This is a genomic window from Campylobacter sp. RM16192 (assembly GCF_004803855.2).
Taxonomy (GTDB): Bacteria; Campylobacterota; Campylobacteria; order Campylobacterales; family Campylobacteraceae; genus Campylobacter_A.
Genome location: NZ_CP012552.1, coordinates 1,013,145 through 1,033,424, shown reverse-complemented (window position 1 = coordinate 1,033,424; position 20,280 = coordinate 1,013,145). Strand labels below are relative to the sequence as shown.

Here is a 20,280-nt window from a genome sequence, read left to right as displayed (position 1 = left end):
CTAATATCTTTTTAAAATCGTTTTTTTGTAAAATAGCATCGAGCTTATTAGAAATAGCAAAAATATTGATAAAATTGCTATAAAAAGCTTTGAAGATAGCATCATAATCATCGCAAAATAGGCAAATAAAACTCCAAAAGTACCAAAATATACAAAGCCTTTTTCATATCTATAAGTTACTATTCCAAAACTTAAAGCAAACAGCGTTGTTGCAACCGGAAAAAGTGCTATTAAAATATAAGTGGTAAAATCTCTAGCTTTTTGTTTGTTTGTATCGATATCACTCCAGTATTCTAAAAACGAGCGTGTTTTTGAAATTTTATTATTAGCAATGGTGCTTATTTTCATATATTTAAAATCAGCTTGGTGCCAGACATCATCTTTTATATCGTAAATTTTGCCGTTATTTAATCTAAGTTCCAAATTTGATTTATTGTTTATTATCTTTGCGTTTTCTGCGATAATTAGCCTTTGGTCATTAATTTGTGGTGAATATAAGGTTACACCCTCGTATGTAGCGCCGTTGATATCGTTTTTTTGACTTTGTATGTATATCATCCAGTTTGAAAATTTTTGCCCAAACTGAGTTGTCTTTAAATTTAGCTTGGCTATAGTTTTTTTATAATCTATAAAATTTCCATTTAGCTCAGCCGCCGTAGGGATTAAGACTATGGCTGTGATGAGTAGAAAAATCGAAACTATAGAGCTAACTAGCATAAAAAATCTAGCAATGAAATTTGGAGAGTATCCTAAAGTAAAGATCACAACACTTTCGTTTTCTTTAGATAGTCTAAAAAGTATCATCGCTAAAGATACAAAAAACGCTATAGGCATCGTAAAAAGCAGTACGCGAGGTAGCATAAATAAATATAGTTTAAAGAGTTCGAAGAAGGTTATCTCGATATAGGAGGTAATGCGTGCTATCTGTATAAAAAACGCTAACGACATTATCAGAAATAGCGTAGAAAATAGCGAAGCGAAAGTGCTTATAAAGTTAGTAAAAAGATAGCTATTCACTCTACCCATAAAGTTTTTCCAAAAGTTCTAAAAATTGAGGTTTAAGCAGATAAACAATAAGTAGCCCAAGGCTTAAAAACGGTACAAATGGTAGTTCGTGTCCTCTTTTTCTAACTATCATATATGCAGGTAGTGTCAAAAGAGCTGCTATATATATCGACATAAGTCCAAGTTTAATACCTAAAATCGCCCCCATCACTCCCGCTATAAATATATCTGCACTTCCCATAGCCTCACGCTTCATGATGAAGCTTACAGCAAGTCTAAGTAGCCAAAAAGCAAACATAAAAATTGCTGCGCTAATTAATCTATCAAAGTCACCATTCTCGCCAAATATGGGTAAAGCCCCATAAATAAGAGCTAAAATAAGACTTGTAAATAAAAGTGGATCTGGGACGGCTTTATACCGAAAGTCAATCACGCTAAGGCAAAGAAGGATAATAAAGCAGGTGCCAATTATAAATGCTGCATAAAGCTCTATTTCAATAAAATATGCAAAGAGCATTAATATACCGCTTAAAAACTCGACTAAAGGGTACTGAAAGCTAATCTTATCTTTGCAAAATCCGCATTTTCCACCTAAAAAGATCCAAGAAAGTATCGGCACATTGTGATAGAATTTAAGCGGAGTTTTACAGCTTTGGCAGTGAGATGCTGGGAAGTTTATGCTTTCGCCCTTTGGCATTCTATATATCAAAACATTTCCGAAAGATCCTATAACCGCACCTAAAATAAAAAATATCGCACCTATCATAATCCGCCAAATCTCCTATTGATTTGATAAAATTTTTGAACTATTTTTTCTAATTCCAAACTTGTAAAATCCGGCCAAAGAGTATCGGTAAATGCAAGTTCAGCATAACTTGCCTGAATAAGCATAAAATTTGAAAGTCTCTTTTCTCCACCTGTTCTAATAAGCATATCAATGTGCTCACTTTCATCTAAATTTGCCTCTAAATTAACTTCATTAATGTCTAAATTTTGCTCTTGCATTCTTTTAAGAGCTCTTAAAATTTCATCTTTGGCACCATAATTTATAGCCAAATTTAGCTTTAGCTTTTTATTGTCTTTAGTAAGTGATTCTAAATTTGAAATTTCATCTTTTAATTTATCGCTAAAAGGCATTATATCGCCGATCACATTAAAATTTATCTCATTTTTTATAAAGCTCTCTTTTTTTGAAACCAAGAATTTTAAAAGTAGATCCATTAAAAAATCAACCTCACTTTTTGGTCTACTCCAGTTTTCGGTACTAAAGGCGTATAAGCTTAAAATTTTTATATCATTTCTTATACAAAACTCGCACACGGCTTCGACTACGTTTGCGCCGGCTTCGTGTCCTTTTGTGCGTATGAGCCCTTGCTTTTTCGCCCATCTGCCATTGCCATCCATTATAATCGCCAAATGTTTTAAACTATTCAAATTATTCCTTAAAATCGATTATATAGCTGCTTTGAGTATAAATTTCATTAAACGTCCCGATATTTATATCGCACTCAAATTTCTCTTTTAAACATTTTGCAACTTTTTCAAAAGGCGTTGTTATATTTAATATTTGAGAGTTTTTTATATTAAAAAATAGCGGAGCAAAATTTGAAAATATAAGATAAATTTGAGCTTTTTCATTATCTTTTTCCATCTGAAAAATACCTAAATGCTCATTATAAAAAAACGGAATATATATGATATTTTTTTGCAAGGCAAATATCATATTTGCGTAAATTTCATAGCTCTCTTTTGTCTTGCAGGATGCTAAATTTGAAAATATATATTCATAAAACCAGTTTAAATCGTCATTTATTATCAATTTTTCTATAATACTTAATCCGTCCGCAAGTGCGCCATAGGCTTTTAAATCAGGCTTTTCGTATAGATTTTTTATCACTATATTTTCGCTTCCTGAGCCTATTTCACCCCAATATTCGCCGCCTATTTTTAGATTTTTCGTGCTCTTTGTGCTTAAAGTTTTGTTTGCAAATTTTAAATTATATCTATTAAAGCCCGTTTTTTCCATTACTTTTATACTTACTGGAAGTGAAGCGTTAAGCATGATAGCACTTTTATTTCCGCTTGCTATTTTTTGTATTTTTGATATTGAACTTATCATAAATTATAGGCCAAATTTAAGATTTCTCTTGCAATATTTTGTTTTGAATTTAGAGTTATCTCTTTAGTTTCCGATGTTGTTATAAAGCATATTTTACTTACATCCGAGCCAAATTTTACCTCATCATCTAATACATTTAAACATACCGCATCTAAATTTTTATTTTTTAACATATTTTTAGCGTTTGTCAAGGCGTTTTTTGCATCCATTTCCATCTTAAAGCCTATTTTTTTAACATTTTTAAACTCTTTTAAAGAGCCTAAAATATCTATATTTTGCCTTAAATTTAAATCCCAGTTGCTACCAAGACTCTCTTTTTTCAGCTTGCCAGTGAATTTTTCTTTTGGGATATAGTCGCTTACCGCAGCACTCATTACAAGCATATAGGCGTTTTGTAAATTTTCATCTATAGCACTTTTTAGCTCTTGAGATGTTTGAAATTTTATAGTTTGATATGGAGTTTTGTTTGTTTCAAAACTTGCTATTAGTGTTACATCAGCACTAGCGAAATAAAACTCGTCAGCAAGAGCCTTTGCCATCTTGCCGCTTGAAAAATTTGTAATAGCCCTTGCATCATCGATTTTTTCTATAGTAGCTCCGCCGGTTATTATAACTTTTTTGCCTTCAAATTTTGGCTCGTTTAAAGATTTTTTTACTTCGTAAATTATTGTTTCTGCATCAGCTAACGCGCCTTTTCCAAAATCTTTGCATGCCAAAGTTTTCTCTATCGGATCAATAAATTTAATCCCATTTGATTTTAAAAACTCAAAGCTATTTTTAGTAGAGAAATGCTCTATCATCTTTGTATTTGCCGCAGGAGCTATTAAAATAGGAGCATTTGAGGCTATGAGAGTCTGCATAAATACATTATCACAAATTCCGTTTGCAAGCTTATTTATTGTATTTACGGATGCTGGAGCGATTAAAATCAGATCCATTTTGGCATAGTTTATATGATTAAGCCCAGTTTGCCAATTTTCACTTTGGCTTGTTAAAATCGGATGATCACTAAGTGCTTCAAAGCCAAGTGAAGAGCAAAATTTAAGCGCTCCGTCGCTAAGCATCACATATACATCCGCACCTTCTTTTTTAAGTATGGATAGAATTTCAAAGGCTTTATAAAAGGCTATGGAGCCACAAACAGCTAGTAAAATTTTTTTATTTTTCATCTTTTGCGCCAAAGAATTTATAGAAAAATCCGCTTTTATTAATCTGCTTTGTTCGACTTATGGCAAGAGCACCGCTTGGGATATTTGAGGCTATTGTGCTTCCGGCTGCTATTAATACATTATCTTCTACGGTTACAGGCGCGATCAGCTGAGTATCGCTACCTATGAATACATTTTTACCTATTTTTGTTTTATGTTTTGCTTTGCCATCGTAGTTGCAAGTTATGGTTCCGCATCCTACGTTTGTGCCTTCTTCTATCTCGCAATCTCCAAGATAGCTTAAATGCCCAGCCTTTACGCCGTTTAACTTGCCGGCCTTTACCTCTACAAAATTTCCAATATGAGTATTTTTGATATGAGAATTTGGGCGAATATGCGCCAGAGGTCCGATGTCAGAGTTTTCTATCACGCTATTTTCTATCACGCTTGAACTCTTGATTTTAGAGTTTTTGATAACGCACTCTCCAATTATGCTGACGTTTTCTTCTATCTCGCACTCATCTTCAAATTTTGCCCTGCTGTCGATATAAACAGTATCGCTTAGACGCATCAGCACGCCAGCTTGCATCCATTTTTTTCTAATCTCTTTTTGCATCAAATTTTGAGCTATATCTAGCTGAAATTTATCGTTTATGCCCATAAAATTTTGTTCATCCACCAAGACGGCACTGCACTTTAAATTTAGCTTATTTGCGATTTTAATAGCATCTGTTAAATAATATTCATTCTGTGCGTTTTGGTTTTGTATGAGAGGTAAAATTTTCTTTAAAGCCTCGCTTTTAAAGCAGTAACAACCTGCGTTAACGCTTTTTATTAGCCTTTGGGTTTCGCTTGCGTCTTTTTGCTCGACTATATCTTCTATAGTGCTGCCGTTCATTATGACTCTACCGTATCCTTGAGGATTTGCTGATTCAAAGATACTTACTGCTATATCGGCATTTGCCGAGCTTAGTCTTATCAGATCGTTTGTTTTTACAAGAGGCATATCTCCGCACATTATGATTGTTTTTTCACTTGTTAGGCAAATATCTTTAAGAGCTCCTGCCGTGCCAGGGAACTCTTTTAAATTTTGCTCATAAATTTTTGTTTTTGGGAAAAATTCTTTTATTTTAGCCTCTACAATCTCTTTTTGATAGCTTAAAACCACGCTTACATCATCGCTTATTTCGTAGGCTTTTCTTAAAATATGCACTATCATAGCCTCTCCGCAAAGCTCGAAAAGCACTTTTGGCTTTGTTGATTTCATCCTTGTGCCAAGACCTGCGGCAAGCACTACCACGCCTATATTGCTCATTTTAATTCCTCGAGGTGTTTTTAAAAATTTGAAATAAATTTTATCTTGTAGTTGCTAAATAGTTGATTAACTAATATCTTAATTATTAGTATACAACTTTAATAATTATTACTAATTTTATTCAAATACAAGATAGCGCTTCTATTTCATTATCAATATATTTTATCTATATCTATAAAAATTTAAAAAAGAGCTAATATTAATCAAATTTTAACTGCTTTTCAACTAAAAGAAATTAAAATAGTAAAAAATTTTAACTGCAAAGAGGGTTTAGAATGGATTTAGGAACCGTTGTTGGTTGGATTTTGATTATGGTTTTGCTATTTGGCTCGATGGCCATAGGCGTTGGTATCGGTCCTTATATAGATATTCCATCCGTTATGATTGTTTTTGGAGGAACTGCTGGTTGTCTATTAGTTGGCTTTAAAATGGAGCAGATGAAAAAGCTGTTTACGTTTTATGGTGTTGCAGTTAAGCCAAAACTTTTTAATCTTCCTGAAATAGTTAAAAAAATGGTTGAATATTCTACGAAAGCAAGAAGAGATGGAATCTTAGCTCTTGAAAATGACGCTAACAACGAAACTGACGAATTTTTAAAAAAGGGCCTTTCTATGGCTGTAGATGGTAATGAGCCAGACGCCATTAGAGCTTTGCTTGAAATAGATATGGAGCAAACCAGCTCAAGACATTCGGATAATATTAAAATTTTTGATCAGGTGGCAGGTTTTGCAGGCTCTATGGGTATGATAGGAACGCTAATCGGACTTGTTGCGATGCTTTTAAATATGTCAGATCCTTCGGCGATTGGTCCATCTATGGCTGTTGCTTTGATAACCACTCTTTATGGAGCGATGATAGGAAACATACTAGGAGCTCCGGTGGCAAATATCCTTAGCATTCGCGATAAGGATGAAAGCCTTGCTAAAACAATAATAATCGAAGGTATTATGGCTATTCAAGCAGGTGACAACCCAAGAACTCTTGAAACAAAACTTTTATCCTTTTTGCCGCCAAAAGATAGAGTAAGTCAGTTTGATAGGTAATAAAAATGGCTAAAAAACTAATTGATCCGGCTGATTGTCCTAAATGTTTGCCGGCGTGGCTTGCATCTTTTGGTGACTTGATGTCTCTTTTACTATGTTTTTTCGTCCTTCTTCTTTCTATGAGTACTATGGATGCCAAAAAGCTTGAGGCGGCTATAGGCTCGCTTAGCGGAGCTTTGGGCGTGCTTGAAGGCGGAAGAAGACCTGACGTAGCGGCTGAGCAAAATGAAGAATTTCACTCCGCTGCAAAGCTACCAACCACCGATATACAATCAAAATTTCAGCAGACTGTAAAATCCATAAATGAGCTTTTGCATGCAAGCGGATCTCCGGAAGTATCATTTGAAGAGAGCGAGGATGGATTTATTATAAGATTGCCTGCTAGTTTGTTATTTGAAAAGGGTAAGGCAAATTTACAAAACGATGATGCGATTTTGTTTTTGAGACGAATTTCTATGGTGATAGATAAGCTTCCCGAAGATATCGTAGCAAACGTTATAGGGCATACCGATAATCAAACGCCAGATAGTCTAAGTATATATAAAAACAATTGGGAACTCTCATCCGCAAGAGCCATGAGTGTAGTTGATGAGCTTATCAAAAATGGAGTCAATCCTAAAAAACTGATGGCTTCAGCTAAAGCTGAATTTGAGCCTTTTGCTCCAAATACAACAGAGCAGGGCAGGGAGAAAAACCGCAGAGTGGAGATTCACTTCATATCTATGAATTCTAAAAACAAAGAAAAAACACAAAAAAGCATACTTGATATGCAAGGGGCTCGGTGAAAAGGATACTGATATTATTATCGGTTGCTTTTGTACTATTTGCCGAGGATACGGTGACTATTCCTACGGTAAATTTAACTCTAGCCGCCCCAGATAGCCCAGCGCAGCTCGTTACATCTTTAAACGTATTAATAGTTCTTACGATTTTAACGCTTGCGCCTTCGCTTATCTTTATGATGACCAGCTTTTTAAGGCTTATCATCGTATTTTCGTTTTTGCGCCAGGCTATGGGAACTCAGCAGATGCCACCCTCTACGGTCCTTATCTCTCTTGCGATGGTGCTTACATTTTTCATAATGGAGCCTGTTGTTAAAAAGTCTTATGATACAGCCGTAAAGCCATATTTAGACGAGCAGATTAGCTATCAGGTCGCTTTTGAAGAGGGCGTAAAGCCATTTAAAGAATTTATGATAAAAAATACAAGAGAGAAGGATCTGGCTCTATTTTTTAGGATTAGAGATCTTCCAAATCCTCAAAGCGTAGAAGATATTCCACTTACTATAGCTCTAAGCGCTTTTATGATAAGTGAGATGAAGACGGCTTTTGAGATAGCGTTTTTGTTATATCTGCCGTTTTTGGTCATAGACATGGTTGTAAGCTCGGTTTTGATGAGTATGGGTATGATGATGCTTCCACCTACTATGATATCACTGCCTTTTAAGCTACTTATCTTTGTACTTGTGGATGGATGGAATTTGCTTGTGATGAATTTAGTGCGGAGTTTTCATTAGATATTTAGTGCTAAAATTGAAAAAAGGATGGCAAAGATGGCATTTAAGTACAAATTTTATCTTCCGATTAAACATCTAAGCCATAGCGGAGCTTAGTATGAAAAAGGCTTATCTGGCGCTCGCTCTTGGCTTAAGTTTAAGCGCAAGCAGTCTAAGTGAGATCATAAATTTAGCTCACAGCTCAAATTTAGCTCAAATTTCAAGCATGCAACCTCAAAAATCACAGCTCAAGCATGAAAGCGTTCGTAGCTCTTATATGCCAAATTTAAACTTAAAAGGCGGATACAATTATCATTTGCTAGATCCTAGCATACTAACTCCAAAGCAAAGCTTACAAATTTTAGCAAGTATCGAGTTTTTGTTATATGACGGAGGCAAAAGAGAGGCGAGCTTAGCCGCGCTTAAGCATCTGCACGGAAGTGAAATTTTAAAAAATGAGGATTTTAAAAACTCTCTTGCTCTTGATATTTGCAGGCTTTACTTTAACTTTATTGCGCTAAATGAGATCATAAAAGCAAAAGAGGCTCAGATAAACTATCTTAAAAACGCCCTTGATAGGCTTGAGAAATTTTACTCCGCCGGACTTGCGGCGATTGATGAGTTTGAAGCGATCAAAGCTAAATTTCACGCTGCAAAAGTTGAATCGCTAAGCTATAAGCAAAAGCAAGATGAGATAAACAGCAAGATAAATCTGCTTACAAATGAAATTTTAACTCCTTCAAGCGGCTCCAGGATAGATGAGCCAAATTTGGCGCAGGGTTCAAGCAAAACGGCTCTTAAGGTCCTTGAAGAAGAATTTAAGGCAAGCCGTGAGGATATAAAGATCGCAGGCTCAGCTACGCTTCCTCAAATTTTCATTAAAGATACTTACTCCGTCTACCGAAACGACTTTGACAACGACTTCTCTTCGCTTGATCCTAGGTTTCAGGCTATAACGCCGTATCTTGATACGATTTTTAAGAAAAGACACAGGACAAACCAGATAACCCTTGGTTTCTCTTGGAAAATTTTTGATTTTGAAGCGACCAGCAAAGAGAAGCAGATCAAACAAATAGCGTCAAATCAAGCCGCTTTGAATTTGGAGCAAAAGAGGCTTGAAAATAGGATAAATTTGCAAAATTTAAAAAACGAATTAAATATCTTAAAAGAAAAAATTAACGCCCATGAGCTGGCACTAAAGGCCGCTAATAGCTCTTATGAAGCGGTTTTTAAAAAATATGAAGCGGGACTTAGCGGATATGTGGAGTTTTTGCAGGCATTAACGGCTAAATTTGAAGCCCAAAGCGGGCTTGAGCTGAGCAAGGATGAATACGAGATAAAAAAGGCCGAGTTTTTGTATGAAAACGGCGAGGAAATTTTAAAGCGAGTAGTAGAGCGATGAATAAAATTTTAGGAATTTTAACCACTCTTTGCCTGATACTATCTGCGCAAGAGCAAATTTATGCAAATTTTGACGTAGTGGCTAAACACAGCGCAGAGCTTGCCATAAAGAGCTTTGGTATAGTTAAAAAGGTAAATGTAGATGTTTCTGATATGGTAAAAAAGGGCGATGTCTTAGTTGAGCTTGAAAACGAGAGCGAAAAAATCGCGCTTGAAGCGGCTAAAAATGATTTAGAGCTTGCAAATTTGGCTCTTAAGCACGCTAAAGACATATTGGAACGCTTTAAAAAAGTAAAAAGCGTAACTTCTACTCAGGCTTACGAGGATGCGGAATTTGAGTTTAAGCGAGCTAGTTTAGCGGTGCAAAAGGCTAAAATCGCTATCAAAAACGCAAACGAAATGCTTGAAAACAAACTTCTTAAAGCGCCTTTTGACGGCACAATATCCAAAAGGAGCATCGAAGTAGGCGAAGGTGTAGGCGGAGTTGCTCAAAGGCTCATTGGTATATTTTCATATCCTGAAGTTAAGCTTGTGATCAGCTATGATGAGAAATTTAAAGATGTAGTAAAAGTAGGAAGCGAGTTTAAGTATAAGCTTGACGGCTCAAACGAAGAAATGGTAGGCGCTATAGCTTTAATTCATCCTAAAATAGATACGAAAACACGTAAAATTTACGCTGAAGTTTATGCGCAAGGTCTTATGCCGGGGCTTTTTGGCGAGGGATATATAACGGTGAAATAGATGTATAGATTTGCCATAAATAGACCCATAACGACGCTGATGATATTTATGTCCCTTGTTGTTTTTGGCGTCATGTCGCTACAAAGAATGCCCGTAAATCTCTTTCCCGAAATTGAAATTCCGCTCATTAAAATCACTACTTACTCGGGCGGAGATATGAATTTAATCGAGTCAAAAGTCACTAAAAAGATAGAAGATGAGATCTCTACTATTGACGGCATAGATAAAATTCACTCATACAGCTACAACAATCTAAGTGTGGTGCTTATACAGTTTGACCTTGAAAAAGATATCAACGTAGCTGCCGATGATGTGCGCGATAAGGTAAGTAAGGCGGGCGTTGACGGTAGAAGCGAGATAGAAAAGATCAAAGGAACGGGCGATAGAATTTTAAACATATTTATAAGCTCAAATAGTGGCGATGAAGTCGCTCTTATGAAGCTTGTAGATGAGAAGGTAAAGCCATTTTTACAGCGCATTGACGGGATAGGCAAGGTTGATGATACGGGATTTTTGCAGCCTCAGGTGAAAATTTACCTTGATCCTTTTAAGCTTGATAAATTCGGTTTGAATGCAAACGATGTCGTAAATTTGATCAAGACTCAAAACTTAAAAGCTCCTTTAGGCAAGCTTGAAAACCAGAATTCCGAACTCTTTTTAAAGAGCAATTTTGACGCAAGCAGCATAGATGAGCTTAAAGAGCTTAGGCTTGCAAGCGGGATATTTTTAAAAGATGTCGCACGTATAGAGCTTGATAAAAAAGATACCGATAGTATCGCCGTGATGAACGGCAAGCAAGGCGTCATGCTTGAGCTTTTAAAGATAAGCGGAGTAAATGCTTTAGCTACGATAGAAAACGTAAAAGCCAAGATAGATGAGCTAAGGCAGATCGTGGGCAGCGAGTATGAGCTAAAGATCGCCTTTGATAACAGCGAAAACATCACAAAGCACATCAGGCAGGTTGGCTTTGATATGGTGCTTGGGGTTGTTTTAACCATCTTTATAGTATTTTTCTTTCTTAGGAATTTTAGCTCTACCGTTATCTCTGCACTTTCCATACCTACGAGCATTATCGGGACGTTTTTTATTATCGATATGCTTGGATTTGATCTAAATCGCCTTACTTTGATAGCACTTACGCTTGGGATCGGAATTTTTATCGATGACGCGATAGTCGTTATAGAAAATATCTCAAAAAAGATGCAAGAGGGCGAGACAAACACGCTAAAAGCAAGTTTTGCGGGAGTGGGCGAGATAACATTTAGCGTACTTTCTATAAGTGCCGTTTTGCTTTGCGTGTTTGTGCCTATTGCGTTCATGGAAGGCATTGTGGGCAGATACTTTAACTCCTTTGCCATGAGCGTAGCGGGCGGTATCGTGGTATCGTTTTTTGTATCCATTATGCTTATACCAAGCCTTGGGGCTAGGTTTTTAAATGCGCAAGAGGGCAAATTTTTTCATCTTACGGAACCTTTTTTCGTTGCTCTTGAAAACGGCTATGCGTGGCTTTTGGCGATTATTTTAAAATTTAAAACTCTATTTGTTGTTTTAAGCCTTGCCTTGCTTGCGCTTTGTATGAGCCTTGCCATGAAAGTCGGCATGGATTTTATGCCTATTGAAGATAACGGCGAATTTGAAATTTTCATTAAAGCCCAGCCCGGAATTTCACTTGTTGCTATGAGCGAAAAATCCTCAGTCATCCTTAATGAGCTAAATAAAGACTCGCGTGTGGATTATGCCTATATGCTTGTTGGATATACCGACGCGAAAGATGCTTTTAAGGCTAAAATTTACGCTAAGTTAAAAGATATAAAAGAGCGAAAAGATAGGCAGCCTCAGATCATGGAAGAGTATAGAAAGAAGCTTAAGATCGATGATTTAAATATCAAAATTTCAGCCCTTCCTATGGTTGATGCAGGCGGAGCAAACGAGCCTGTGCAGCTGGTTATCACGGGTGATAGCTTAGAAAAACTTGATGAAATTTTATCTCAGGCTAGGAAAATTTTAGAAAGCGTTAGCGGAGTTGTCGATATAAGTAGCGACAACGAAGATAGGATAAATCAGCTTGAAATTTCGGTAAATAAAGAAAAAGCTAAACGTCTAGGCATAAACGAATATGATATCACAAGGGTGGTTTACGGCTCTTTTGGGCAAAATTTCCTCGGCTCTTTTGATGACGGTAATGACCAATACGACATCGTGCTTAGGTTTGATGACGAGTATAGAAAGGATATAACTTCGCTTGAAAAGCTGCGTATAAAAAGTGCAAGCGGCGAGAGTGTCGCGCTAAATTCGGTCGCAAATTTTAAGCTTACCAAGACTTTTTCATCAATTATGCGATTTAACAAACAGCGTCAAATCCTAATCGTGGCAAACGTCGATAACATACCGCTTGATAACGTACAAAAAGTCGTTGACGAGCAAATCCCAAGCATACTGCCTAAAGGATATGATTACCGCATGACGGGCTTTATAGAGCTAATGAATGATACGAACGAGGCGTTTATATTTACGATTAGCCTTAGTGTAATTCTCATATACATGATACTAGCCGCACTTTATGAGAGTCTTATCATGCCTTTTATCATCATGATATCTATGCCGCTTGCATTTGGCGGAGTTGCCGTGGGACTTTATCTAAGCGGAAATTCGTTTAGTCTTTTTGTGATGGTCGGAGCGATTTTGCTATTTGGAATGGTCGGCAAAAACGCCATTTTGGTTGTGGACTTTGCAAACAGATACGCAAACGAAGGCATGAATGTAAATGAAGCCATCATAAAGGCGGGCTCAAAGAGATTAAGGGCGATACTGATGACAACTTTTGCGATGATATTTGCCATGCTTCCGCTTGCTCTTTCAAGAGGAGCGGGCTATGAGGGCAACTCGCCTATGGCGATATCTATCATCTCAGGGCTCATCAGCTCTACGATCCTTACGCTATTTTTGGTGCCTGCGCTATTTGGAATAACCTATAAAATAGATAAATTTATTAGCAAAATTTACAAAAGAGATCAAATTTAAGGATCTAAAATGAGCTTTAGAGTCTTTTATATACTTATTTTTATCGGGATTTTATTTAGCGGTTGCGCCTCTTTAAGCCCTGCTAAAAATCAAAATTTGCATAGTAAATCAAATAAGAGTGAAGCCAAACAAGAGCATATCTGCAAGGATAAAACTTCAAGCGAGTGTAACGATATGGGAGTTGAATTTGAGCTTGCGGATGATTTTAAGAGTGCTGAAATTTGCTATAAAGAAGCTTGCAAGAGCGATCTTGCGGTAGCTTGCTCAAATCTTGGCTCGCTTTATCAGAGATTTGGTGATGATAAAAACGATGTGGAAGTGCTAAATCTCTTTTTAAAATCCTGCCGGCTAAACAGTAAGTATGGCTGCTATAACGCAGCAAATTCATTTAGGCTTGGCACCGAGACAGGGCATAACTTCGTGCGAGCTATAAAGCTATATGAAAAGGCCTGCATAGAGCTTAAGCACTCAAAAAGCTGCACGAATTTAGGCGGTATGCATCAGTTCTCTTTAGGGGTTGAGGGCGGCAGTAGAGATGTGGCTAGGAAGTATTATAAGATGGGTTGCGAGCTTGGCGATGAGGTAGGGTGTAAAAATTTCTCCTTGCTTGAGGATAAATTTTAGCTCCAGCTTACTTTAAAAGTCGTGTTTTGATCGATCTCGCTTTCACAGATGATGTTTAAATCGTTACTCTCGCAAACTCTCTTTACTAAATTTAGTCCTATACCAAATCCGCCTTGGTCGTTGTTAAAGCGTGTGTAGCGATCGTAAATTTTCTTTTGCTGCTCTTTACTGATACCTTCGCCGCTATTTGTGATAGCAAATTCGTTTTTGCTTAAATTTATGCTTACAAATCCGCCTATGTTTGAATATTTTATAGCGTTACTGATAAGGTTATCTATCATTCTTCTTACCTCATAGAGGTTTGCGTTTATACTCGCTTCGCTTAAATTTATTTGCGGGATGATTGAGCGTTTGGCAAAAAACGGAGCGAAATATTCAAGCCGTTCGTTAAATAGATTTTTTAAATTTATCTGCTCTTTTTTGATTGCGTCGCTTTTGCTAAAGGATAGATATGTAAGATCTTCGTAGATATTGCTTAGGCTTCTGGCTGCTAGTTCGATGTTATTGAGTCGTTTTAAATTTTTGCTGCTAAGCGTGCTTTTATCGGTTGTTTCTATACTCATCATTATTATGCTAAGAGGCGTGTTTATCTCGTGCGTTGAGTCTTTTATGAAGCGATTTAGCGCATTTATCTTGGCATGAAGCGGCTCCAAAGAAAGCTTTGCCAAGTAGTAGGCTATAACCATGATAATTGTAAGTATCAGAAGTAAATTTCCTAAAATTTTAAGCTTTAAGAGATTTAAATCGCTTCTTATATCTCTTCCTTCAAGCAGGATGTTTGCCGTTGAGAGCTCTCCGGTGGCATTGCTTTCCATGCTTTGAAGTGCTTCGTATATGACTACCTTGCCATCTTTTAAAAACGCTACGTTTTTTTTGGTATCTTGCAGACATTCAGTGTCTTGATAGATTATCTTGCCGTCTTTTGAGACTATACATGCGCTTACTTGCTTTTCTTGCATGAGTGCAGCGGCGGAATTTATGCCGTTCATACTAGCTTTCATGTAAATTCCCATTTTTATCTCTTTGAGATTTTTTACCTCGTTTGAGATAAGTGCCTCTTTTGCCATTTTGTAATCGTTTATCGAAAAATAGCTTAAAAATAGCGCGCTGGTGATTAGATAGAGGGATAAAATTTTAGATATTATCTTGGTTTTTTCAGACATAGATGTAGCCGTCACCTCGTTTATTTATGATGCTGTCCTTGCCTAAAATTTGGCGTAAAGTCCTTATATATACGCGCAAACTTTGCTCACTTGGCTCTTCGTCATAGCCCCAAATTTTATCATATATAACCTCTTTTGTAAGAAGTTTGTTTTTGTTTTGTAAAAATAGCGCTAAAAGCTCACTCTCTTTGTTTGAGATATTTACATTTTCGCCGTCTTTTTGAACTGTTTTGCTATCTATGTGAAATCTAAACCCGTCGGCAATCTCGATAAAGTCATCGTTTGTATGAGAGAAATTTCGCCTAAGTAAATTTTTGATACGCAAAAGCAACTCTTTAAGCTCGTAAGGCTTTTTGAGGTAGTCATCGCAACCGCTTTTATAGCCCACCTCAAGATCTTCTATAGTATTTAGGGAGGTCGTAAATATAGCAGGAGTATATACGTCAGCCTTCCTTAAGGACGATAGAAGCGAAAATCCATCGCCTTTAGGAATTTTAACGTCAAGTATCAAGATATCGAATTTTTGCTCATAGGCTAGATCAAGAGCGGTTTTAGCATCTATGCAAGCGGTTATCTTATAATCTCTCTCGCTTAGATACTCGGTTATCATTTCGCTTAAAATTTCATCATCTTCTACGAGCAAAATTCTTGTCATTACATTATGCCTTCAGGTTTTTTCATCTCTTTTTTCACTTCATCTTTTTTCATCATCATATCATCTTTTTTATCAGACATATCTTTTTTCATGTCGCCTTTCATCTCGTCTTTGTGCATTTTCATATCATCTTTCATCTCTTTTGCCATCGGCATATCTTTAGACATCATATCATCTTTTTTCATATCTGCCGCCATAGCGCCACCAACCATAAACATAGCGCCAAGCGCAACTAAAACTAACTTTTTCATTTTGTCTCCTTGTGATAAATTATGCTGAAATCTTAACCAAGAAGTATAAAGTGAGTGTGAAATATATAAAATTACAAAAATCCGCAGATAAAATACACCAAAGGAAGACTGATAAAGCTAAATGCAACGCCTGTGGCTACGGCTGAAACTGCAAGCTGACTGTCTAAATTCGCCTTCATTATCATAGCGCTTGCTAAAACCATCGGCGGCATGGCACACTGAAGAATTCCTATGAGCCATTTAGGGCTAAAATCAACGCTAAATATTAAAGCTATAAGGATAAATATAAGAGGAGCTACTAGCATTTTACCTGCGATTACTATTACAGTGGCTTTATATGAGCTTCTTATGCTTCTAAATCCAAGTCCGATACCGATAGCAAATAAAGCCACGGGAACCACGCTTTGACTAAAGAGATTAAGCGCGGTAAAGATAACTGAAGGAAGCTCAACACCTTTAAAAACAAGCCCTGTGATAAGTGCGATAAATGGAGGAAATTTAAGCACTTTTATAGTGTTTTGCACTAGTGAAACCTTAGCTGGCGCTCCAAAAGAGAGCACAAAAGGCCCGATGATAGATATAGGTATGGATGTTGCAAATTGGTCGTAAAATATCACCTCATTTAAAGCATCTTCTCCAAAAAAGCCCGTGATGATAGGCATACCGATAAAAATGGTGTTGCCAAACATCGCCAGTAATAAAGCACTAATGGCTGTAGCTTGGCTAAATTTAAACGCCTTACAGATAAAAAATACGACAAAAGCGGCTACAAACGAGGATAAAAAGCCTGTTAGGATTATGTTTATGAGAGTTTTATCTATACTTATGTGATAAATTTTATCAAATATCAATGCTGGCAGAGCAAAACATAGTGCGTAATCTATAAAAATACTCGCTTGCTTTTGCTCGAAAATTTTAACTTTTTTTGCAAAATATCCGGAAGCTATAAGAATAAATATTGATAGCAGGGGAGTAAGCATAATTTTCTTTATCTTTTAAATTTAAGCCAAAATTATATGGTAATGGTTATTAAATAAAAATAAAAATTCTTTTGTAAATATTAATAAAGTTAATATTTGTATATTAAAAATTTTTGAATTTAACGTATTTTTTACAAAATTTTTAATATAATACTTGATTTAAATTTAAAAATTCAAAGTAATAGTATGAAAAAAATAATCAAATTTATAATATTTTTAGCCATTCTTTCCGCCTGTTTTTATTTTGCGTATGAAAAATATTTCAAAGAAGAGAAAAAAGATGAGTTTATAACATCTGTCGCCGTTAGAGGAGATCTAAGCAAAAGCATAGATAGCAACGGCGAAATTTACGCAAACGAGCTTATCGACTTGGGTGCGCAGGTTTCAGGACAGATAAAAAAGCTATATGTAAAGCTTGGCGATAAGGTAAAAGCAGGTGACATGATAGCAGAGATCGACTCCGCAACTCAGCAAAATAACGTAGATACTAAAAGAGCTCAGCTTGGAATTTATGAAGCGAAGTTAAATAGCGCAAAGGTCGCTCTTGAGATCGCAGAGAGTAAATTTAACCGCGAAAAAGAGCTCTTTAGCAAAAACGCAACCTCAAAAGAGGAGTTTGAAAGCGCTAAAAACTCTTTTGCCGTTACAAAGGCAAACGTAAAAGAGATAGAAGCGCAGATAGCTCAGACTAAAATTTCTCTAAACACCGCTCAGATCGATCTGGGATACACTAAGATAGTTGCGCCAAAAGAGGGCACTATCGTATCGGTTCAGGTTGAAGAGGGTCAAACCGTAAATTCAAACCAGACGACGCCGACCATCGTAAATATAGCGGATCTAACGAAGCTAAAGCTAAAAATGGAGATAGCAGAGGGCGACATCACGAAGGTAAAGGTTGGCTCAAGGGTTGAGTATTCTATACTTTCAGAACCAAATAAGAAATTTTATACCGAAATTAGCTCTATCGACCCAGGGCTTACCACTCTAAGCAACGGCAAATACAGCCAAAAATCGTCATTGAGTAGTTCTAACTCCGCTTCATCTGCAATATATTACTATGCGAACGCTCTTATAGATAATCGGGATGAAATTTTGCGCATAGGCATGACAACCTTAAATGTCATCATACTTAAAAGAGTAAAAGATGCGATCATAGTGCCAAATACGGCTATCAAAAAGCAAGATTCAAGGATGGTGATAGAGGTGCTAAAAGATAACGGCTTAATAGAGACAAGAGAGGTTAAGGTGGGGCTTAGCGATAGTATAAAATCTCAAATAATAAGCGGTATAGAAGATGGCGAAAGAGTTATTACCTCAAGGAGTTCGGCCGATCAAATAAACAAGATGATAGAGCGCGAAAATAAAAGAATAAGAGGCAGGTAAAATTTGAGTTCATTAATAGAGCTTAAAAATTTAAGCAAGAAATTTAAGCTTGGTGAAAATAGTTTCGATGCTCTTAAAAATATAAATTTAAATATAAGAAAGGGCGAATTTATCGCTATTATCGGGCAGTCCGGTTCAGGCAAATCAACGCTTATGAATATCCTTGGTTGCCTTGACAGTCCGACAAGCGGAGAGTATCTTTTAAACGGGGACGATGTGGCTAAATTTGACTCGGATTCACTTGCTAATCTAAGACGTAATAAATTTGGCTTTATATTTCAAAGATATAATCTATTAGTAACTTTAAATGCGCTATCAAACGTATCACTGCCTAGCGTTTATGCGGGGCTTGAAAAAAAGGATAGAGAGGAAAGAGCGACTAAAATTTTAAGCGGATTAGGATTAGATGACAAGCTTGATTCGCTTCCAAATAAGCTAAGCGGTGGACAGCAACAGCGCGTAAGTATCGCAAGAGCGCTTATGAACGGAGGCGAGATAATCTTAGCCGATGAGCCCACAGGCGCGCTTGATAGTGCAAGCGGGCTAATGGTGATGGAAATTTTAACGAATTTACATAAGGAGGGACACACCATAATCATCGTAACTCACGATGCAAACATCGCGGCCTACGCAAATCGTATCATAGAGATAAAAGACGGTGAAATTTTAAAAGATATAGCAAAAAAAGATGAAATTTTCCCCTCTAAAACCACTAAGCTCAAACAAAAAAATGCCATAAGCTTTTACAAAGATCAGTTTATAGAGAGTTTTAAGATGTCGTTAAATTCGATATTTAGCCATAAGCTAAGATCTGTCTTAACCATGCTTGGCATCATCATCGGTATAGCCTCGGTTATCTGCGTAGTAGCTCTGGGTAAGGGCTCTCAACAGCAAATACTATCAGACATCAGAGGTATCGGCACAAATACCATAGATATATATCCCGGCAAGGGTTTTAGCGATCTTAGAGGCATAGTAAAGACTCTAACCATATCAGATACTGTAATGCTATCTCGCCAAGACTATCTTGATAGTGTTACTCCAAATACAACTGCAAGCGGTATGTTGACATATAGAAATAAATCAGCCTCGGCAAGCATGAGAGGAGGAGGTGCTCAAAGTCTTGATGTCTTGGGGCATAAATTTGAAAAAGGCAGATCTTTTAATGAAGATGAGGTAAAAAACTCCGCTTCAGTGTTAGTTATAGATCAAAATACAAAATATGAATTTTTTCAAGGAATTGATCCGATAGGAGAAACTATACTTTTTAATAAACGTCCGTTTCGTATAATAGGAGTTTTGAAATATAGTAGTAATATAGGCGACTCAAGCACGCTTAGAATTTACACTCCATACACGACTGTTATAAACAAGATAACCGGCGATAGGTTTATAAACTCCATAACAGTCAAAGTAAAAGATGAGGTGAATGCTCAGGTCGCCGAGCGAAGTCTGACTGAGGTTTTGGCTGCAAAAAGAGGAAAGAAGGACTTTTTTACAAGAAATTCGGACACCATAAAAAAGACTATAGAGAGCACGACTAGAACGATGACGCTTCTGATATCTTGCATAGCTTTTATATCGCTTCTGGTAGGCGGAATAGGGGTTATGAATATAATGCTTGTTTCAGTAACCGAGAGAACAAGGGAGATAGGCATAAGAATGGCTATCGGTGCAAGACAGGGAGATATCTTACAGCAGTTTTTAATAGAGGCGGTATTGCTGTGTGTGATCGGAGGGATAGCCGGTATAGCGGCGTCTTTTGGGATAGGATATGTGTTTAATAAATTTTCACCACAAGTTCATATGATATTTTCTAATCTTTCTATTGTAGTTGCTTTATTTACCTCTACTTTTATAGGTATAATTTTTGGCTACATGCCTGCTAGAAACGCATCCAAACTAAATCCTATAGACGCTCTTTCAAGGGAATGAT

At 36.7% G+C, this 20,280-nt stretch carries 19 protein-coding genes; 9 read left to right on the top strand and 10 right to left on the bottom strand.

Translation table 11 applies throughout. The features are described 5' to 3' along the window. Genes CDOMC_RS05265 through glmU form a run of 6 tightly spaced genes read right to left on the bottom strand, consistent with a single transcriptional unit; the run spans position 1 to position 5,587 of the window. Positions 1 to 1,026 (bottom strand): LptF/LptG family permease, encoded by a 1,026-nt coding sequence (locus CDOMC_RS05265; protein ID WP_172128548.1) that lies wholly within the window; start codon positions 1,024 to 1,026, stop codon positions 1 to 3. Further along, positions 1,019 to 1,771, bottom strand: coding sequence for a prepilin peptidase (locus CDOMC_RS05260; RefSeq protein ID WP_172128546.1), 753 nt, complete (start codon positions 1,769 to 1,771; stop codon positions 1,019 to 1,021). Before CDOMC_RS05260 ends, CDOMC_RS05265 begins: the two co-directional genes overlap by 8 nt. Continuing rightward, entirely contained in the window at positions 1,768 to 2,439 is a 672-nt protein-coding gene (uppS, locus tag CDOMC_RS05255) for a polyprenyl diphosphate synthase (protein WP_172128544.1), read from the bottom strand. Before uppS ends, CDOMC_RS05260 begins: the two co-directional genes overlap by 4 nt. A gap of 1 nt (position 2,440) precedes the next feature. Next, entirely contained in the window at positions 2,441 to 3,124 is a 684-nt protein-coding gene (locus tag CDOMC_RS05250; RefSeq protein ID WP_172128542.1) for a hypothetical protein, read from the bottom strand. After that, entirely contained in the window at positions 3,121 to 4,293 is a 1,173-nt protein-coding gene (gene coaBC, locus CDOMC_RS05245; RefSeq protein WP_172128540.1) for a bifunctional phosphopantothenoylcysteine decarboxylase/phosphopantothenate--cysteine ligase CoaBC, read from the bottom strand. The genes CDOMC_RS05250 and coaBC overlap by 4 nt, the downstream gene beginning before the upstream one ends. Continuing rightward, on the bottom strand, positions 4,283 to 5,587 hold the full coding sequence (gene glmU / locus CDOMC_RS05240; RefSeq protein ID WP_172128538.1) for a bifunctional UDP-N-acetylglucosamine diphosphorylase/glucosamine-1-phosphate N-acetyltransferase GlmU: 1,305 nt from the start codon (positions 5,585 to 5,587) through the stop codon (positions 4,283 to 4,285). Before glmU ends, coaBC begins: the two co-directional genes overlap by 11 nt. A gap of 275 nt (positions 5,588 to 5,862) precedes the next feature. Here glmU and CDOMC_RS05235 point away from each other — a divergent pair, with 275 nt between their 5' ends. From CDOMC_RS05235 to CDOMC_RS05205, 7 genes are all read left to right on the top strand, one after another. Then, positions 5,863 to 6,630 carry a motility protein A gene (locus CDOMC_RS05235; protein ID WP_172128536.1) on the top strand — a complete coding sequence of 256 codons (768 nt, stop codon included), beginning with the start codon at positions 5,863 to 5,865 and terminating at the stop codon, positions 6,628 to 6,630. Between the two features lie 5 nt (positions 6,631 to 6,635). Continuing rightward, positions 6,636 to 7,415, top strand: a complete 780-nt coding sequence (locus tag CDOMC_RS05230; RefSeq protein WP_172128534.1) for a flagellar motor protein MotB — start codon at positions 6,636 to 6,638, stop codon at positions 7,413 to 7,415. Continuing rightward, a complete protein-coding gene (gene fliP, locus CDOMC_RS05225; RefSeq protein ID WP_172128532.1) occupies positions 7,412 to 8,146 on the top strand; it encodes a flagellar type III secretion system pore protein FliP in 735 nt (244 codons plus the stop codon). The genes CDOMC_RS05230 and fliP overlap by 4 nt, the downstream gene beginning before the upstream one ends. Before the next feature lie 97 nt (positions 8,147 to 8,243). Next, on the top strand, positions 8,244 to 9,527 hold the full coding sequence (locus CDOMC_RS05220) for a TolC family protein (RefSeq protein ID WP_172128530.1): 1,284 nt from the start codon (positions 8,244 to 8,246) through the stop codon (positions 9,525 to 9,527). After that, complete coding sequence (locus tag CDOMC_RS05215) at positions 9,524 to 10,267, top strand: efflux RND transporter periplasmic adaptor subunit (protein WP_172128528.1); 744 nt, start codon at positions 9,524 to 9,526, stop codon at positions 10,265 to 10,267. Before CDOMC_RS05220 ends, CDOMC_RS05215 begins: the two co-directional genes overlap by 4 nt. Further along, the gene (locus tag CDOMC_RS05210; protein WP_172128526.1) at positions 10,268 to 13,288 is read left to right on the top strand and encodes an efflux RND transporter permease subunit; all 3,021 of its coding nucleotides are present in this window, start codon (positions 10,268 to 10,270) and stop codon (positions 13,286 to 13,288) included. 9 nt (positions 13,289 to 13,297) lie between these two features. Next, on the top strand, positions 13,298 to 13,912 hold the full coding sequence (locus CDOMC_RS05205; protein WP_172128524.1) for a tetratricopeptide repeat protein: 615 nt from the start codon (positions 13,298 to 13,300) through the stop codon (positions 13,910 to 13,912). Here CDOMC_RS05205 and CDOMC_RS05200 read toward each other — a convergent pair. From CDOMC_RS05200 to CDOMC_RS05185, 4 genes are all read right to left on the bottom strand, one after another. Beyond that, positions 13,909 to 15,075 carry a sensor histidine kinase gene (locus tag CDOMC_RS05200; RefSeq protein ID WP_172128522.1) on the bottom strand — a complete coding sequence of 389 codons (1,167 nt, stop codon included), beginning with the start codon at positions 15,073 to 15,075 and terminating at the stop codon, positions 13,909 to 13,911. The two genes, CDOMC_RS05205 and CDOMC_RS05200, sit on opposite strands and share 4 nt — an antisense overlap. Next, positions 15,068 to 15,730 (bottom strand): response regulator transcription factor, encoded by a 663-nt coding sequence (locus CDOMC_RS05195; protein ID WP_172128520.1) that lies wholly within the window; start codon positions 15,728 to 15,730, stop codon positions 15,068 to 15,070. The genes CDOMC_RS05200 and CDOMC_RS05195 overlap by 8 nt, the downstream gene beginning before the upstream one ends. Further along, positions 15,730 to 15,981, bottom strand: coding sequence for a hypothetical protein (locus CDOMC_RS05190; RefSeq protein WP_172128518.1), 252 nt, complete (start codon positions 15,979 to 15,981; stop codon positions 15,730 to 15,732). The genes CDOMC_RS05195 and CDOMC_RS05190 overlap by 1 nt, the downstream gene beginning before the upstream one ends. Positions 15,982 to 16,052: 71 nt before the next feature. After that, positions 16,053 to 16,961: an AEC family transporter gene (locus CDOMC_RS05185; protein ID WP_172128516.1), complete on the bottom strand. Its 909-nt coding sequence runs from the start codon at positions 16,959 to 16,961 to the stop codon at positions 16,053 to 16,055. 186 nt (positions 16,962 to 17,147) lie between these two features. Between CDOMC_RS05185 and CDOMC_RS05180 the strand changes: the two genes are divergently transcribed. Together CDOMC_RS05180 and CDOMC_RS05175 are read left to right on the top strand one after the other, a co-directional pair. Further along, positions 17,148 to 18,344 (top strand): efflux RND transporter periplasmic adaptor subunit, encoded by a 1,197-nt coding sequence (locus CDOMC_RS05180; RefSeq protein ID WP_172128514.1) that lies wholly within the window; start codon positions 17,148 to 17,150, stop codon positions 18,342 to 18,344. 3 nt (positions 18,345 to 18,347) lie between these two features. Then, the gene (locus CDOMC_RS05175) at positions 18,348 to 20,279 is read left to right on the top strand and encodes a MacB family efflux pump subunit (RefSeq protein WP_172128512.1); all 1,932 of its coding nucleotides are present in this window, start codon (positions 18,348 to 18,350) and stop codon (positions 20,277 to 20,279) included. The last annotated feature ends 1 nt before the right edge of the window (position 20,280 follow it).

What these genes read in the sequence shown, in the direction of transcription:
- CDOMC_RS05180 (WP_172128514.1), top strand. Translation starts at nt 17,148, where the DNA reads ATGAAAAAAATAATCAAATTTATAATATTTTTAGCCATTCTTTCCGCC.
- glmU (WP_172128538.1), bottom strand. Translation starts at nt 5,587, where the DNA reads ATGAGCAATATAGGCGTGGTAGTGCTTGCCGCAGGTCTTGGCACAAGG.
- CDOMC_RS05210 (WP_172128526.1), top strand. Translation starts at nt 10,268, where the DNA reads ATGTATAGATTTGCCATAAATAGACCCATAACGACGCTGATGATATTT.
- CDOMC_RS05215 (WP_172128528.1), top strand. Translation starts at nt 9,524, where the DNA reads ATGAATAAAATTTTAGGAATTTTAACCACTCTTTGCCTGATACTATCT.
- CDOMC_RS05205 (WP_172128524.1), top strand. Translation starts at nt 13,298, where the DNA reads ATGAGCTTTAGAGTCTTTTATATACTTATTTTTATCGGGATTTTATTT.
- CDOMC_RS05220 (WP_172128530.1), top strand. Translation starts at nt 8,244, where the DNA reads ATGAAAAAGGCTTATCTGGCGCTCGCTCTTGGCTTAAGTTTAAGCGCA.
- CDOMC_RS05250 (WP_172128542.1), bottom strand. Translation starts at nt 3,124, where the DNA reads ATGATAAGTTCAATATCAAAAATACAAAAAATAGCAAGCGGAAATAAA.
- CDOMC_RS05235 (WP_172128536.1), top strand. Translation starts at nt 5,863, where the DNA reads ATGGATTTAGGAACCGTTGTTGGTTGGATTTTGATTATGGTTTTGCTA.
- CDOMC_RS05195 (WP_172128520.1), bottom strand. Translation starts at nt 15,730, where the DNA reads ATGACAAGAATTTTGCTCGTAGAAGATGATGAAATTTTAAGCGAAATG.
- CDOMC_RS05185 (WP_172128516.1), bottom strand. Translation starts at nt 16,961, where the DNA reads ATGCTTACTCCCCTGCTATCAATATTTATTCTTATAGCTTCCGGATAT.
- CDOMC_RS05200 (WP_172128522.1), bottom strand. Translation starts at nt 15,075, where the DNA reads ATGTCTGAAAAAACCAAGATAATATCTAAAATTTTATCCCTCTATCTA.
- CDOMC_RS05265 (WP_172128548.1), bottom strand. Translation starts at nt 1,026, where the DNA reads ATGGGTAGAGTGAATAGCTATCTTTTTACTAACTTTATAAGCACTTTC.
- CDOMC_RS05260 (WP_172128546.1), bottom strand. Translation starts at nt 1,771, where the DNA reads ATGATAGGTGCGATATTTTTTATTTTAGGTGCGGTTATAGGATCTTTC.
- CDOMC_RS05230 (WP_172128534.1), top strand. Translation starts at nt 6,636, where the DNA reads ATGGCTAAAAAACTAATTGATCCGGCTGATTGTCCTAAATGTTTGCCG.
- coaBC (WP_172128540.1), bottom strand. Translation starts at nt 4,293, where the DNA reads ATGAAAAATAAAAAAATTTTACTAGCTGTTTGTGGCTCCATAGCCTTT.
- CDOMC_RS05190 (WP_172128518.1), bottom strand. Translation starts at nt 15,981, where the DNA reads ATGAAAAAGTTAGTTTTAGTTGCGCTTGGCGCTATGTTTATGGTTGGT.